Genomic DNA, 15,838 nt, shown 5'->3' with positions numbered 1-15,838 from the left:
CCTGCTCAGCCCGCGAACCAGCGCACGGGGCGCGGGGCGAGGTTCTGGTAGATGTGCTTGGCCTCTCGGTACTCGGCGAGCCCGGCGGGCCCCAGCTCGCGCCCGATGCCGCTCTTCCCGAATCCGCCCCACTCCGCCTGCGGGAGGTAGGGGTGGAAGTCATTGATCCAGACGGTCCCGTGCCGCAGCCGCCCGGCGACGCGCCGCGCCCGCCCGGGATCGGCGGTCCATACCGCGCCGGCCAGCCCGTACTCGGTGTCGTTGGCGAGGGCGACAGCCTCGTCCTCCGTACGGAACGTCTCGACGGTCAGGACAGGTCCGAAGACCTCTTCGCGTACGACGCGCATCCCGCGGTGGCACTGGTCGAGGACGGTGGGCCGGTAGAAGTACCCCTCGTATCCCTCACCTTCGGGCCTGCGTCCGCCGGCCCGTAGCACCGCGCCTTCGGCCAGGGCGGAGGCGACGTATCCCTCGGTCTTCGCGAGCTGCTGCTGCGATACGAGGGGCCCGCACTCCACACCCGTGTCGGTGCCGCGTCCGAGGCGGATGTTCTCGGCCCGGCGGGCGAGTTCGCCGACGAAGCGCTCGCGCAGCGACTCCTCGATGATGAGCCGCGACCCGGCGGAGCAGACCTGACCGCTGTGAATGAAGGCGGCGTTGAGAGCCTGATCCACAGCGGTGTCAAAGCCCTCATCGCTTTCACACGCATCGGCGAAGACGACATTGGGATTCTTGCCGCCGAGTTCGAGAGCGACCTTCTTGACGCTGTCTGCGGCGGCGCGCATCACCTTCGTACCGCTGGTGAGCCCGCCGGTGAAGGACACGAGATCCACATCGGGATGCTCGGCGAGCCTGGCTCCTACCGGGTCGCCGGCGCCGGTCACGATGTTCGCCACACCGGCGGGCAGCCCCGCCTCCTCGAGCAGCTGGATCAGCTCGACGGTCGCCAGCGGAGTGATCTCACTGGGCTTGATCACAAAAGTATTGCCCGCGGCAAGCGCCGGGGCAATCTTCCAACTCGCTTGCAGGAGTGGGTAGTTCCATGGCGTGATCAGGGCGCAGACCCCAACGGGTTCATGCACCACCACGCTGTGTATGTCGTCGGACCCGGCGTCGACGACCCGTCCGCCGCTCTCGTTCATGACGAGGTCGGCGAAGTAACGGAAGGCGTCACTCACGCAGTCGACGTCGATTCGGCCTTCCTCGACGGTCTTCCCGGCATCCCGGCTCTCCAGCAGCCCGAGCGCTTCCCGGTTGCGCTGCAACAGGTCCGCGACCCGCCGCAGCAGCGCGGCGCGCTCGGCCACCGGCGTGCGGGGCCACTCCCCCTGATCGAATGCCGCCCGCGCGGCGGCGATCGCGGCGTCGGTGTCCTCGACCCCGCCCTCCGCCACGACGGCCATGACGGTCGCGTCAGCGGGGTCGAGTATCTCGCGCGCGGCGCCGGAGGCGGCTGCGCGCCACTCTCCGCCCACGTGGATGGTCTGTTGTGCCGACACGTCGCGTTTGGCCTTCCGTTCCCGATATGTTCCTCGCTGGTGATCGCCAGCGGACGGGTCGCCTGCCCATGGGTTCGGAAAGCATGCGCGTTAGCTGTCTCAAAGTGGCCCGCATCACTACGCCGTGGTGGGGCAGGCATACTTCGGCCTCAGGAGTTGCGGTGTGCACGCGACCAGACACACGGAGCGAAACGCTGCCTCTCCCGCGGCAATCCGGCCCCGCGTACCCTGCCGTCACTGCGGCTGCCCGCCTCCGGCGGCGCGCCTGGGCGCCGTCCCGGAACTCCTTCAGGAACAGCGGCCCGGTGTCCTCGCCGGGACTGTACGGGCGGACCGCCGGCAGATCGGGGGCGGCAGCGGAACCCTGTTGGCAGTTCCGTGAGATACGAAACCGCCCCCGGCGGCCAGTCGGCTGCCGGGGGCGGTTCTTCGGGTCAGATGCCTCAGATGAGGCCGAGCTCGCGGACCGCCGCGCGCTCCTCCTCCAGCTCCTTCACCGACGTGTCGATCCGCGCACGCGAGAAGTCGTTGATGTCCAGGCCCTGGACGATCTCGTACTTGCCGTCCTTCGTGGTGACCGGGAAGGACGAGATCAGGCCCTCCGGCACGCCGTACGAGCCGTCCGACGGAATGCCCATCGAGGTCCAGTCGCCCTCGGCGGTGCCGTTCACCCAGGTGTACACGTGGTCGAGCGCGGCGTTCGCGGCCGAGGCTGCCGAGGACGCGCCGCGGGCCTCGATGATCGCGGCGCCGCGCTTGGCGACGGTCGGGATGAAGGTGTCGGCCAGCCACGCCTCGTCGTTGACGACCTCGGCGGCGTTCTTGCCTGCGATCTCCGCGTGGAAGATGTCCGGGTACTGGGTCGCCGAGTGGTTGCCCCAGATGGTGAGGCGCTTGATGTCGGTGACGGCGGCGCCGGTCTTCCGGGCGAGCTGCGAGATCGCGCGGTTGTGGTCGAGGCGGGTCATCGCGGTGAAGCGCTCGGCCGGTACGTCCGGGGCCGCGGCCTGTGCGATCAGCGCGTTGGTGTTGGCCGGGTTTCCGACGACGAGGACCTTGATGTCGTCCGCGGCGTTGTCGTTGATGGCCTTGCCCTGCGGCTTGAAGATGCCGCCGTTGGCGGAGAGGAGGTCACCGCGCTCCATGCCCTTGGTCCGCGGACGGGCGCCTACGAGCAGCGCTACGTTCGCGCCGTCGAAGGCGACGTTCGGGTCGTCGGTGATGTCGATGCCACGCAGCAGCGGGAAGGCGCAGTCGTCGAGCTCCATGGCGGTGCCCTCGGCGGCCTTGAGGCCCTGCGGGATTTCGAGAAGGCGCAGCTTGACCGGCACATCCGCGCCGAGCAGGTGGCCGGAGGCGATGCGGAAGAGCAGCGCGTAGCCGATCTGGCCGGCCGCGCCGGTCACGGTGACGTTGACGGGAGTGCGGGTCATGGCGATCTCCGTAAGACAGCTGGCGGTGGGGGTCCCTGCCCCTGGTGCTGGACGGCTCTTCGCACCGGTTCCGTACGCTTTTGAACGTACCCTCCGAACGCTCCGAACGTTCTGAACGGGCGGTCTGTACGGACGTTCTGAATCTTGACGTGAAGAGACATCCAGCGTCAGGCTATCCGACCCGCGACCCCGTACTCCCCCGCCCCCTTGTGGCGCAGCTCACTGCTGCCCGGTGCAGCCGGTGACCCCCGTCTTGAGCGTCGCGCAGGCCTTGGCCTCGGCCGGTACGGCCACCGCGGTCATCGGGGTGTACGCGTCGTTGTCCGCGTTCACGAGCTCCTTCTGCGCGCCCTTGCCAGCCACGCTGATTTGCAGCGCGTCACCGGGGGCCGCCTGGGTGATACGGGCCCAGGCCGCCTGGCAGGTCTTGCTGTAGCGGACCTCGACGAAGGTCTTGCCGACGGTCGCGGAGGAGACGGTCTTGGCGAACTCGCCGCCGCAGCCCATCGCTTCCGGGTCCTGGCCCGTGCATGCCTTGCCGCTGCACTTCACACCCTCGGGCAGCTGCGGACTGCTGGTGGTCGGGGCTGCCGGCGGGGGCTTGGCAGCGGGCCTGCCGTCGGTGCTGTCCCCTCCGAAGTCGGTCAGGAGCATGGCGGCGGCGATCACCAGCAGCGCGCCGACGAGGCCGGCGAAGAACATGATGACTTTGCGCTTGCCGCCTCCCTGGTGGTCGGGGGAGGGGTCAGCGCCCAGCGGCGCGGTCGGCGGCACTGGGAGGCCGGGACCGCTCCGCGTCGGCATGTAGGGGGACGGGCGCTGCGGCTGCTCACCGCCGCCGGGGTCCCGGCCGCCGAAGTCGCGGCCACTCGGTTCCGCGGGCGCGGCCGGCAGGCCGCCCGGTCGGCCTGCCGGGGCAACTGCCTGCGCAGGGCCGAACTCCCCGAGCGCCGCCCGCGCCTGGGAGATCCGCGACGCTTCCATCGTCATGTCGTGGCGCATCTCGGAACGGCTCCAGGCGCGCTCCGCGAGCTCCCACATGGTGGTCAGATGCCCCGTGTTCGTCCCGGTCACCTCGGCCAGCGCGACTATCGCGCCCTTGGGCGCGAGCAGCCGCCCGTTCAGATACCGCTCCCACGACGTCTTGCTGTATCCGGTGCGGTCCGCGACGGCGGAGATGCTCAGCCGACTGCGGTCCACAAGCCGGCGCAGCTGACCGGCGAACTCCCGGACCTGCGGGTCGAGTTCCTCCGGCAGTGCCTTCCAACGAGGCATGTGCTTTCCCCCCTTGTCCCCTTTTTCCCCCGAACGGACTACCCAATGGGATGCTCAGGCCCAGGATGTCAGTTCCTGTTATCGGCGTGCACGGGAGCATTCGGGACGGACTGCACGCCCCGTCGTGCGCCCCGCCCGTACCGCAACCGCCCCGTCCCGCCCGCAACGCACGATCAAACCGTGGCGGAATGGTCACTTCCATGCCACAGGCCCCCGGCGTCCCTTGTCCGCCCTTGGCGCGTCCATGACCCTTGAAAACACGACGGCGCCCGTCCTCCCTCGGGGGAGAGGACGGGCGCCGTTCCGTTTCGATCAGGCGGACGCCATCTTCTTCTGCAGGTTGGCGTCGAGCACGTCCAGGAACTGCTCCGTGGTCAGCCACGGTGCGTCCTTGGAGATCAGCAGTGCCAGGTCCTTCGTCATCTGGCCGGCCTCGACGGTCTCGATGCAGACCTGCTCGAGTGTCTCCGCGAACCTGGTGACCTCGGGAGTGCTGTCCAGCTTTCCGCGGTGGGCAAGACCACGGGTCCAGGCGAAGATCGACGCGATCGGGTTGGTCGAGGTCGCCTTGCCCTGCTGGTGCTGGCGGTAGTGGCGGGTGACCGTGCCGTGCGCGGCCTCGGCCTCGACGGTCTTGCCGTCGGGAGACATCAGGACCGAGGTCATCAGGCCCAGCGAGCCGAAGCCCTGCGCGACGATGTCGGACTGGACGTCGCCGTCGTAGTTCTTGCACGCCCAGACGTAGCCGCCCTCCCACTTGAGCGCCGCGGCGACCATGTCGTCGATGAGGCGGTGCTCGTAGGTCAGGCCCTTGGCGTCGAACTCCGCCTTGAACTCGGCGTCGAAGATCTCCTGGAAGATGTCCTTGAAGCGACCGTCGTACTTCTTGAGGATCGTGTTCTTCGTGGACATGTAGACCGGGTACTCACGGGCCAGGCCGTACCGGAACGAGGCGCGCGCGAAGTCGCGGATCGACTCGTCGTGGTTGTACATCGCGAGCGCGACACCGGCGTCCGGGAACTCGTGGACCTCGAGCTCGATCGGCTCGGAGCCGTCCTTAGGGGTGAAGGTCATGGTGAGCATGCCCGGGCCGGGGACCTTCAGGTCGGTGGCGCGGTACTGGTCGCCGAAGGCGTGACGGCCGACGACGATCGGCTTGGTCCAGCCCGGGACGAGCCGCGGCACGTTCTCCATGATGATCGGCTCGCGGAAGATCACGCCGCCGAGGATGTTGCGGATGGTGCCGTTCGGCGAGCGGTACATCGCTTTGAGGTTGAACTCATCGACCCGCGCCTCGTCGGGCGTGATCGTGGCGCACTTGACGCCGACGCCGTACTTCTTGATGGCGTTGGCGGCGTCGACGGTCACCTGGTCGCTGGTGGCGTCGCGGTGCTCGATACCCAGGTCGAAGTGCTTAAGCTCGACATCGACGTACGGCAGGATCAGCTTGTCCTTGATGAAGGACCAGATGATGCGGGTCATCTCGTCGCCGTCGAGCTCGACGACGGGGTTGGCAACCTTGATCTTGGCCATGAGGTGGAACATCCCTCTCACGTCGATATATCCCGATATCTCGTCATCAAGATACTCGACGGGGTGGGCCACGCCGGGCTAACGCACGGTGAAGTGCACGGCGTCCTCCAGGAACGGAACGTCCAGCCACGGCTTCGGCTGCGTAACCAGCGCGAGCAGGACGATCAGGATGCCGAGCACTCCGTACGTGACCATGTCGGTGAAGCGGGAGCGCACCGCCAGCATGCCCACGGAGGGCAGCATCCGGCGCAGCACGGCGCCCGTGAGCAGGGCGACGCCGATGAGGATGGTGCCGACCCGGAAGGCGTCGGCGAAGGCGTCGGTGCCGACGACCACGAGGCCGAGCCCGGTGAGCGCGAGCACCGTGAGCAGCGGCCACTGCCGCGCGGGCGCGGGAGCCCCACCGGGAGCGGCCCGCCCGCCGCCCTCGGGCCGGGCGGTGTCCCGGGTGAGGGATGGCGGCCGCCGGGAGGGGACCTTGCCGGGTGCGGGGGGTTGCGCGGTCCGATGGTCCGGGGAGGCGTCGGGGGCGTGCCCCGTTTCCCCGGGACGCGCCTCGATGCCGCTTTGGTCGCCGACGGCCGGACGGCCGGGCCGGGGGTGGACGGCCTCGGCGAGCGCGGCGGCGACGGCGGCCCCGACGTCGGGGGCGGTGCGCTTGTGGTGGGAGCCGGTCTGACCGTTGGCGTCGGGGGCGGCCGACGGTTCGGTGGCGTCCCGGCCTTCGGCGTCGGGGGCGGCCGAATCGGTCGCGTCCCGGCCTTCGGCGTTACCGGCGGCCCGGTCCTCCGCCCCCGGCTCGGGGGCGGCCGCCGGTTCTGTTGCCCCTGCGCTGCCGGCGGCAGAGGCCGCGCCCTCTGCAAGCGGCGCAGCCGCACCGCGGTCGTCCGCCCCCGCTTCGTCGTTCGTGCGTACGCCCATGGGCTTCAGCCTTCCCGGTCAGCCCGCGGCGGCGACGGCGGCGCGCTCGGCCGCCTCGACGACGTTGACCAGCAGCTGCGCGCGGGTCATCGGGCCGACGCCGCCCGGGTTCGGTGAGATCCAGCCGGCCACCTCGGCGACGCCCGGGTGGACGTCTCCGGCGATCTTGCCGTTCTCGTCGCGGCTGACGCCGACGTCGAGCACGGCCGCGCCCGGCTTGACGTCCTCCGGCTTGATGATGTGCCGTACCCCGGCCGCCGACACGATGATGTCGGCCTGCCGCAGATGCATGCCCAGATCGCGGGTGCCGGTGTGGCACTGCGTCACGGTCGCGTTCTCGGACTTACGAGTCAGCAGCAGCGGGATCGAGCGGCCGACGGTGATGCCGCGCCCCACGACCACGATGTGCGCGCCCTTGATCTCGACGCCGTGGTGACGGAGCAGCTGGATGATTCCGTACGGAGTGCACGGCAGCGGCGCCTCCACGCCCAGCACCAGCCTGCCCAGGCTCATCGGGTGCAGCCCGTCCGCGTCCTTGGCCGGGTCCATCAGCTCCAGCACACGGTTGGCATCGATGCCCTTGGGGAGCGGGAGTTGGACGATGTAGCCCGTGCATTCAGGGTTGTCGTTGAGCTCGTGGACGACCGCCTCGATCTCCTCCTGCGTGGCGGTGTCCGGCAGTTCGCGCTGGATCGATGCGATGCCGACCTCCGCGCAGTCGCGGTGCTTGCCGTTGACGTACCAGCGGCTGCCCGGGTCGTCCCCGACGAGCAGGGTCCCGAGGCCCGGGGTGATACCCCGTTCCTTGAGGGCCGCCACGCGGGCGGTCAGGTCGGACTTGATCGCGGCTGCGGTGGCCTTGCCATCGAGAATCTGGGCAGTCATGGACCCATCCTCGCGGATGGACCCGCCCCGGTTCCAATTCGGGCCGCCACTGGCCCGCCACCGGGCCGCCCTCCGGCCGTCTCCCGGCCTCCTCCCGGCCCCCGCAGGGACAGCGTGAGGTTGCACTTGCACAACACATGTGGCCGCCGACTGGACAAAATGTCGACCTTAATACCACGATGAGCCGCGCAGTACCGCGGCAGTGTTGGGGGGCAGACCGCTGATCTTGTGACGTTCCTCCGCGCTCGGACCGCGTCGTCCCCGCACTTCCAACGGAGGAAACCCGCCATGAGCTTCGGCGACCCGAACAACCCTTACGGCCAGCCGCAGGGCCAGCCGCAGCAGCCGGGCTACGGCTACCCGCAGCAGGGCCAGCCGCAGCAGCCCGGTTACGGCTACCCCCAGGCCCCGCCGGTCCAGCCGTACGGCGCCGGCGGCTTCCCGCCGGCGGCCCCGACGTCGATGCCCGGTCTGATGACTGCGGCCCGCGTCCTCCTGTTCATCATTGGCGGTCTGCAGGTCCTCGTCGGAATCATCGCGGGCATCGCCATCGCGGCCGCCTCGGACGCGGTCGACTCGGACGCGGCAAGTGGCCTGGCCGGTCTCGGCTTCATCATGGTCTTCATCCTGCTGGCCTTCGCGGGCCTGGCGATCTTCCTCGGGGTGAAGTTCTCCACCGGCGGCACCGCCATCCGCGTCATCACGATCGTGTACGCATCGCTGATGCTCCTCGGCTCCCTCGTCAACTTCACGTCCGGCCAGACCACCGGCGTGGTCGGTGGCCTCGTCAGCCTCGCCATCGGCGGCATCATCCTCGCCGCGATGGTGAACTCGCAGGCCTCTGCCTGGTTCAACCGCCCGCGTTACTGAGGTACTTGGCACCACGCACGTACCGAATACACGAAGGCCGCAATACTCGCCGACCAGGCGGGTTTGCGGCCTTCGGCCGTTCTAACGGCCGCACCCCCGCCCGGGCGGGGGTGCGGCGGTGCGGCCCTCGGGCCGTACAGCTCAGGGTCGGCTCAGGGTCAGTGGAAGAAGTGCCGCGTACCCGTGAAGTACATCGTCACGCCCGCCTTCTTCGCCGCCTCCACCACCAGCTCGTCCCGCACCGAACCGCCCGGCTGCACCACCGCCTTGACGCCTGCCGTGAGCAGGATCTCCAGGCCGTCGGGGAACGGGAAGAACGCGTCGGACGCGGCGTACGAGCCCTGCGCGCGCTCCGCCCCCGCGCGCTCCACCGCGAGCTTCGCGGAGTCGACGCGGTTGACCTGGCCCATACCCACGCCCACGGACGCGCCGTCCTTCGCGAGCAGGATCGCGTTCGACTTCACCGCGCGGCAGGCCTTCCAGGCGAAGGCGAGCTCCGCCAGCTGTTCGCCGGACAGCGCCTCGCCCGTGGCGAGCGTCCAATTGGCCGGGTCGTCGCCCTCCGCCTGGAAGGCGTCGGACTCCTGGAGCAGCGCACCGCCGGAGACCGGCTTGAGGTCGCCGGGCTGCAGCGGGGTGCCGTCGACCTGCAGGACGCGGATGTTCTTCTTCCGGGCCAGGACCTCGACCGCTCCGTCCTCGTACGCCGGTGCGGCGATGACCTCGGTGAAGATGTCCGCCACCTGCTCGGCCATCGCCACGCTGACCGGGCGGTTGACGGCGATCACGCCGCCGAACGCGGAGAGCGGGTCGCAGGCGTGCGCCTTGCGGTGCGCCTCGGCGACGTCCACGCCGACCGCGATGCCGCACGGGTTGGCGTGCTTGATGATCGCGACGCACGGCCCGTCGTGGTCGAAGGCGGCACGGCGCGCCGCCTCGGTGTCCACGTAGTTGTTGAAGGACATCTCCTTGCCGTGCAGCTGCTCGGCGTTGGCGAGCCCGCCCGGCTGCCCGTCGGTGTAGAGCGCGGCGGCCTGGTGGGGGTTCTCGCCGTACCGGAGGGTGGCCTTGCGCTCCCACGCGCCGGCCAGGAACTCCGGCAGGGTCGCGCCCTCCTCGGGGGCGTACACGTTGGTGAACCAGGACGCGACGGCCACGTCGTACGCGGCGGTGTGCTGAAACGCTTCCGCTGCCAGGCGCTTGCGCGCGGCCAGGTCGAAGCCGCCGGTCTTGACGGCGTCGAGCACATCGCCGTACCGCGCCGGGCTGGTGACAACCGCGACCGACGGATGGTTCTTCGCCGCCGCGCGGACCATCGACGGACCGCCGATGTCGATCTGCTCGACGCACTCGTCGGGGGCCGCGCCGGAGCGGACGGTCTCCTGGAAGGGATACAGATTCACGACGACGAGGCCGAAGGGCTCCACGCCCAGCTCGGCGAGCTGCTCACGGTGCGACTCGAGCCGCAGGTCGGCGAGGATCCCGGCGTGCACGCGCGGGTGCAGAGTCTTGACCCGGCCGTCCAGACACTCGGGGAAGCCGGTGAGCTCCTCGACCTTGGTGACCGGCACTCCGACCGCGGCGATCTTCGCGGCGGTCGAGCCGGTGGAGACCAGCTCCACGCCCGCCTCGTGCAGCCCGCGGGCGAGCTCCTCAAGACCCGTCTTGTCATACACACTGACCAGCGCTCGCCGGACGGCTCGCTTCGCAGCAGCCTCAACAGTCACGGGAAAACTACCTTTCGTCCCTCAATGCGGTAGCCGTTACGGGCCAGACGCCCCACGACCTCGACGAGCAGCCGTCGCTCGACTTCCTTGATGCGCTCATGGAGAGCGGCTTCGTCGTCCTCGTCCCGTACCTCGACCACGCCCTGCGCGATGATCGGGCCGGTGTCGACGCCGTCGTCGACGAAGTGGACGGTGCACCCGGTGACCTTGGCGCCGTACGCGAGCGCGTCGCGCACGCCGTGGGCCCCGGGGAAGCTGGGCAGCAGGGCGGGATGTGTATTGACGCAGCGGCCGCCGAAGCGGGCGAGGAATTCCTTCCCCACGATCTTCATGAAGCCGGCCGAGACAACCAGATCCGGTTCGTACGCGGCGGTGGCCTCGGTGAGTGCGAGATCCCAGGCGTCGCGGGTCTCGTAGTCCTTCACCTTGCACACGAAGGTGGGCAGCCCGGCGCGCTCGGCGCGCTCGAGACCGGCGATCCCGTCCCGGTCGGCCCCGACGGCGACGACACGGGCACCGAAGCCCTGCGGATCCTCGTCGATCGCCTCGAGCAGGGCCTGGAGGTTCGTACCGGACCCGGAGACCAGGACGACAAGGCGTGCAGGACGGCGGAAGGGGGGCGGGGAGGCCACGTCGGGTCTCTTTCTCGCGGTGCGGTGCGGCTTGCGTGTGGCTTGCTGTGCCGCTTGGTGTGCGGCTTTGTGTGGTCGTACGAACGAATCGCGCCCCTCAATAGGGGAACTCTACGAAGGGGCCGACCGTCAGCAACGATACCGGCACACAGAACCGCCCCCACGGGACGGGGGCGTGCCCGGGAGGTAGCGTCTGGGGACAGGTCCCGTCCCCTGACGGGCACCACGACACAAGACCCCATGTGCGCTGGGTCTGAGGGGAAGACGTTCACCACATGCCGGACCGACGCCGCCGTACGGACCTCCTGTTGCCGCGGGAGCGCCAGTCCACGGACGACAACAACCCCTTCGCGCCGCCGCCGGAGGGCAGGCCGGACCAGCCCTGGCAGCCGCGCCACCCAGCGAACGACGGCGACAGCTCCGACGACTCCTCCTCGTCCGATTCGTCCGGCTCATCGGGATCATCCGGGTCGGGTTCCTCGGGCGGTGACGGCTCCGGCTGGGGCAGCCAGTGGAGCAGCCGCCAGCCGGGCCGCTCCTCGGGCGGTGGCTTCGGCGGCCGCCCCGGCGGCGAGAACGGCCAGAACGGCGGCGGCCGGCAGGGCCAGGACGGCGGCTCCCCCGGCGGCCTCCGCTGGGACCCGACGGACCCGGCCCAGCGCAGGGCGCGCTATGCGCTGCTGTCGGGCATGTGGGCGTTCTTCTTCGCGCTGTTCGAACTCCCGGAGATCGCGCTGCTGCTGGGCGCGCTGGCGCTGTACTGGAGCATCAGCTCCCTGCGCGCCAAGCCCCAACGCCCCGCAACGGACGCGGTGACGTCACCCCCGCCCGCACGCCCGACGCCGCCGACGTCCCCGAACAAGCCCCAGCTGACGGCGGCCCTGAGCGGCCTGGTGATGGCGAGCATCGCGCTGGTGATCGTGGCGGCGTCGTTCACGGCGCAGCTCGTCTACCGGGACTACTACACCTGCGTGAACGACGCCCTGACGAAGTCGGGCCAACTTGCCTGCAACGACCTGCTCCCGGATCCGCTGCGGGGCTTGATCGGCGTCAAGGAGTAGCCCGCCCGGGCGGTTCACCGGGGGGTGGGGGTTCGGCCCCCTCCCCCGGCGCCTCCTGTGCGGCCCCCGGCTCCTGTGCGGCCCCCGGCTCCTTTTCGGCCCCCGGCTCCTTTTCGGCCGACGCCGCAGGCAACGCCGGATCCGGCAACTCCGTCTCCCGTTCCCCCTCCGGATCCGGTTCCGGCTCCGGCGTCACCACCGGCTGAAACTCCGCCGTCAGACCCCCCGACGCCTCCTTGAGCGCCGCCGCCCGATCCTCCCGGCCCGCCCTCTCGGCCCAGGAACCCGACGGCAGGAAGTCGTACGCCTCCGACGCACCGTCGTCCGCCTCCGGCGGCCCGTCGTCCGGCTCCGGCGGCCCGGCAGGTGCGGGCACCGCAGGCACCGGTGCCACAGCCTCCGGGGCCGACTCCCGCACCGACTCCACCGCCCCGCGCCTCCACCAGCGCCCCGGCACCCGCACCCGCCACGCCCGCACCCCCAGCGCCCCGGGCACCCCGATACCCGCCGTCCATGCCAGCGCCGCCAGCCCCGTCAGCCACCACACCGGGCCGAACGCCGCCAGCCTGCCCGTGCCCATCGGACCGCCCGCGGCCGCCGCCATCAGGGCCGCCAGGCCCCCGCAGCCCACCGCACCCAGGAGCGCCGTCAGCGCGGTCTCGCGCACGCCCCACGCGGTCTCCCGTGCCCCGTGCCGCGGCGCCGCCGCCCGTACCGTGAACCACGCGATCACCACCCCCGCCACCACCGGCACAGCCACCGCAGCCCAGTGCAGCGGCATCCCCCGCCCCTCACCCGGGACCGCGGCCAGCAGCGGGAAGTGCGGCAGCGCCGGGTCCCCGGCCAGCGCGAGCGGGGTCGCCGTCGCACCCGTACCGAGCGCGAAACCCGGCCCGAGCCCGTACGCCGCACCCCACACCGCCGCGTTCGGCACCAGCGCGAACCCCAGCAGCAGGACCGCGAGCCGCCCCGACCACGGCTCCGCCAGGCGCAGGAACGAATCCTGCGTCGCGTCGGAGTGCCACACCAGCGACACCGCGACCAGCAGCGCCCCGCCGCCCAGCAGCGCCATCGACCCCGCCGCGGCGGACCGCAGTGCGACGCCCGCCCCGGTACGGGCGAGCGCCACCCGTAGCCGCCCGGGCAGCCAGGCCGGCAGCGGCTCGCGCGGGCTGCCGCTCCCTGTCCACACCCCGGCCGTCGCCGCGAGCGCCGTCACCAGCGGCACATGGATCAGCGCGCTCACCGGATCCGGCGCCAGCGGCCCGCCCGCCGTGTAGACCGCCGCAGCCACGCCGACCAGGAGATATCCCACGGTCACCGCGCACAGCGCACCCGGCGCCGACGGCCGCAGCCGCCCCTCCCCCAGCTCCAGCGCATCGCGCGCCGCCCGGTGCACCAGCCAGGCCGGAAGCGCGACGAACAGCAGCGGCACGACCCCCACCGGCGCCGGGGCCCCGGAGAGCGTGCCGGCGCGTACGAACTCGGTGCCGTGGGCCATCAGCCACAGCCCGGCGACGAGGTGCAGCGCCCCATCGGGATCGCTGTCCGGGTACGGAGAGCTGATCCACAGCACCATCACCACAAGCGCGAGCCCGCCCAGCCCGAGCCCCGCCGCGGTCGCCCCGCGCACGAAGGACGCGGCCAGGGCAGGCACAGGCCCGCCCTGCACGGGGACCGACGTCTGCGGCACAGAAGGGCTGTGATCGGTCATTTGAGTCACGCGGCCATGCTGCCAACGACACGCGCCGTAGTCGCGTAACAGGCGATCACCCGCTGTGTCGTTCAATATACGTTTATGTACTTTCTCGTCGAGTGGAGTGCTGACGGGAGCCCTTCATGACTCAGAGCACCACACGCTCCGTACCCGCCCCGCTGCCCTCCCCCATGGAACGGCGCAGGCTGCGCGAGGCGAAGTTCCTGAGCGAGGAGGAGGCCGCGAGCGTGGTCGGCGTCACGCGGGCGACGATCAGGTCCTGGGAGACCGGCCGCAGCAGCCCACGGGGGCGCAACCGCGAGCTGTACGCGAGGCTGCTCGCCGACTCTGCCGAGAGGACCAGGGAGTCCGGGGAGTCCAGAGAGTCCAGGGAGTTCTGGGAATCCAGGGACTCCAGCGAATTGTCCGCCTGGCAGCCCGAACCCGCCACCAAGCACGCGGCCGAACGGCAGGCCCCGCCGCCGAAGCCACCGGAACCGCCGGCACCCCCCGAGTTCACCCCCGCCGAGGCCTTCGACGCCCTCTACTCGTACGCCGCCCCCGCCCTCGTACGGCAGGCCTACCTGCTCACCGGCCGGCTCCGGCTCTCCCACGAGTCGGTCGAGCGCGCCTTCCATCTCGCCTGGCAGCAGTGGCCCAAGGTCGCCGTCGACCCGGACCCCGCGGGCTGGGTACGGGCCGCCGCGTACGAATACGCCATGTCCCCCTGGCAGCGGCTACGGCCCGTCCACCGGCACCCCGACTTCCCTCGCGTCGAGGGGGACCGGCGCCGGCTGCTCGACGCGCTGCTGGAACTTCCCCCGTCGTACCGCCGCACACTGCTGCTCTACGACGGCCTCGGCCTCGATCTCCCCGAGACGGCCGCCGAGACGGAGGCGAGTACGCCCGCCGCGGCCAACCGCCTGGTGCAGGCCCGGGCAGCCATCGCCGAGCGGGTGCCGGGGCTCGGCGTGCCCGAAACGCTGCAGGAGCAGCTCACGGCCCTCGCGAATGACGGCCCGGTGCCGCGGCTGAGCGCCGCCAGAGCGGTACGTACGGGCTGCGAGCGCCGGGCCCGGTTCTGGACGCGAGCCGCCATCACGGTCACCACACTGATCATCGGCGCCACGGCCTACACCCTGGCCACCGCGCCGACGCGGTACGAACCGCCGCTCGCCCCCGGGCAGCAGGTCGGCGGCGTACCGCCGCACAGCGGGCCGCAGCCGCTGACCCCGCGGGTCATGGAACTGCGCGCGAAGCTGCTCGCCGAGCCGGCGTACGGTCCTGAACGACTCCTGCCCCAGGTGCGCTGACCAGGCTGGTAACTGAGTACGCGAGTGGGCCCGCACCTCACAGGATTCACCTGGAGGTGCGGGCCCACTCGTACGTGATGTACCTACCGCGAAGGTCAGGCGCCCAGGATCTCGCGCGCCAGCTTGGCCGTCTCGGTCGGCGTCTTGCCGACCTTGACGCCCGCGGCCTCGAGGGCCTCCTTCTTCGCCGCGGCCGTGCCGGAGGAGCCGGAGACGATGGCGCCGGCGTGGCCCATGGTCTTGCCCTCGGGGGCGGTGAAGCCCGCGACGTAACCGACGACCGGCTTGGTGACGTTCTTCGCGATGAAGTCCGCCGCACGCTCCTCGGCGTCGCCACCGATCTCGCCGATCATCACGATCAGCTCGGTGTCCGGGTCGGCCTCGAAGGCCGCCAGCGCGTCGATGTGCGTCGTGCCGATGACCGGGTCGCCACCGATGCCGACGGCCGAGGAGAAGCCGATGTCACGGAGCTCGTACATCATCTGGTAGGTCAGCGTGCCGGACTTGGACACGAGACCGATGCGGCCGGGCTTGGTGATGTCGCCGGGGATGATGCCGGCGTTGGACTGGCCGGGGGTGATCAGGCCGGGGCAGTTCGGACCGATGATCCGGGTCTTGTTGCCCTTGGCGGTCGCGTACGCCCAGAAGGCGGCGGAGTCGTGGACCGCGATGCCCTCGGTGATGACGACCGCGAGGCCGATCTCAGCGTCGATCGCCTCGACGACGGCGGCCTTTGCGAAGGCCGGCGGCACGAAGAGGACGGAGACGTCGGCCCCGGTCTTCTCCATCGCCTCGGCGACGGAGCCGAAGACCGGCACCTCGGTGCCGTCGAAGTCGACGGTCGTGCCCGCCTTGCGCGGGTTCACGCCACCGACGATGTTGGTGCCGTCGTTCAGCATGAGCTTGGTGTGCTTCATGCCCGTGGCGCCGGTCATGCCCTGGACGATGACCTTGCTGTCCTTGGTGAGGAAGATAGCCATGGTTTCTGGAGTC

At 70.8% G+C, this 15,838-nt stretch carries 13 protein-coding genes; 3 read left to right on the top strand and 10 right to left on the bottom strand.

Annotated features, from left to right (window positions below):
• Positions 1-5: 5 nt before the first annotated feature.
• The 6 genes from ACH492_RS31160 to ACH492_RS31135 form a co-directional block, all read right to left on the bottom strand.
• Positions 6-1,499, bottom strand: a complete 1,494-nt coding sequence (locus ACH492_RS31160; protein ID WP_398991345.1) for an aldehyde dehydrogenase family protein — start codon at positions 1,497-1,499, stop codon at positions 6-8.
• Positions 1,500-1,942: 443 nt separating this feature from the next.
• On the bottom strand, positions 1,943-2,932 hold the full coding sequence (locus ACH492_RS31155; protein WP_398991343.1) for a malate dehydrogenase: 990 nt from the start codon (positions 2,930-2,932) through the stop codon (positions 1,943-1,945).
• A 219-nt stretch (positions 2,933-3,151) separates the two neighbouring features.
• Positions 3,152-4,207 carry a DUF2690 domain-containing protein gene (locus tag ACH492_RS31150; RefSeq protein WP_398991341.1) on the bottom strand — a complete coding sequence of 352 codons (1,056 nt, stop codon included), beginning with the start codon at positions 4,205-4,207 and terminating at the stop codon, positions 3,152-3,154.
• A gap of 312 nt (positions 4,208-4,519) precedes the next feature.
• Positions 4,520-5,740: an NADP-dependent isocitrate dehydrogenase gene (locus tag ACH492_RS31145; RefSeq protein WP_398991339.1), complete on the bottom strand. Its 1,221-nt coding sequence runs from the start codon at positions 5,738-5,740 to the stop codon at positions 4,520-4,522.
• A gap of 78 nt (positions 5,741-5,818) precedes the next feature.
• Entirely contained in the window at positions 5,819-6,661 is an 843-nt protein-coding gene (locus ACH492_RS31140) for a DUF3017 domain-containing protein (protein WP_398991337.1), read from the bottom strand.
• Between the two features lie 18 nt (positions 6,662-6,679).
• Positions 6,680-7,546 (bottom strand): bifunctional methylenetetrahydrofolate dehydrogenase/methenyltetrahydrofolate cyclohydrolase, encoded by an 867-nt coding sequence (locus ACH492_RS31135; RefSeq protein WP_307661593.1) that lies wholly within the window; start codon positions 7,544-7,546, stop codon positions 6,680-6,682.
• A 288-nt stretch (positions 7,547-7,834) separates the two neighbouring features.
• On the opposite strand from ACH492_RS31135, the gene ACH492_RS31130 reads away from it, so the two are divergent.
• On the top strand, positions 7,835-8,416 hold the full coding sequence (locus ACH492_RS31130; protein WP_398991335.1) for a hypothetical protein: 582 nt from the start codon (positions 7,835-7,837) through the stop codon (positions 8,414-8,416).
• Between the two features lie 158 nt (positions 8,417-8,574).
• On the opposite strand, the gene purH is transcribed toward ACH492_RS31130, so the two are convergent.
• The gene (gene purH, locus ACH492_RS31125) at positions 8,575-10,143 is read right to left on the bottom strand and encodes a bifunctional phosphoribosylaminoimidazolecarboxamide formyltransferase/IMP cyclohydrolase (RefSeq protein ID WP_398991333.1); all 1,569 of its coding nucleotides are present in this window, start codon (positions 10,141-10,143) and stop codon (positions 8,575-8,577) included.
• The gene (gene purN / locus ACH492_RS31120; protein ID WP_398991331.1) at positions 10,140-10,775 is read right to left on the bottom strand and encodes a phosphoribosylglycinamide formyltransferase; all 636 of its coding nucleotides are present in this window, start codon (positions 10,773-10,775) and stop codon (positions 10,140-10,142) included. The genes purH and purN overlap by 4 nt, the downstream gene beginning before the upstream one ends.
• Before the next feature lie 275 nt (positions 10,776-11,050).
• Between purN and ACH492_RS31115 the strand changes: the two genes are divergently transcribed.
• Entirely contained in the window at positions 11,051-11,836 is a 786-nt protein-coding gene (locus tag ACH492_RS31115; protein ID WP_398991329.1) for a hypothetical protein, read from the top strand.
• Here the strand turns inward: ACH492_RS31115 and ACH492_RS31110 are convergent.
• Entirely contained in the window at positions 11,826-13,550 is a 1,725-nt protein-coding gene (locus ACH492_RS31110) for a DUF6350 family protein (protein ID WP_398991327.1), read from the bottom strand. The genes ACH492_RS31115 and ACH492_RS31110 overlap by 11 nt on opposite strands.
• 125 nt (positions 13,551-13,675) lie before the next feature.
• Here ACH492_RS31110 and ACH492_RS31105 point away from each other — a divergent pair, with 125 nt between their 5' ends.
• Positions 13,676-14,845 (top strand): sigma factor-like helix-turn-helix DNA-binding protein, encoded by a 1,170-nt coding sequence (locus ACH492_RS31105; protein WP_398991325.1) that lies wholly within the window; start codon positions 13,676-13,678, stop codon positions 14,843-14,845.
• Positions 14,846-14,940: 95 nt separating this feature from the next.
• Here ACH492_RS31105 and sucD read toward each other — a convergent pair whose 3' ends face one another.
• The gene (gene sucD, locus ACH492_RS31100) at positions 14,941-15,825 is read right to left on the bottom strand and encodes a succinate--CoA ligase subunit alpha (protein ID WP_398991323.1); all 885 of its coding nucleotides are present in this window, start codon (positions 15,823-15,825) and stop codon (positions 14,941-14,943) included.
• Between the last annotated feature and the right edge of the window lie 13 nt (positions 15,826-15,838).

The organism is Streptomyces sp. NPDC019443, from assembly GCF_044389785.1.
In the GTDB taxonomy this organism is placed as follows: domain Bacteria; phylum Actinomycetota; class Actinomycetes; order Streptomycetales; family Streptomycetaceae; genus Streptomyces.
Note: the sequence above shows the minus strand (reverse complement) of the source record. Positions and strands in the feature narration are given on the sequence as shown.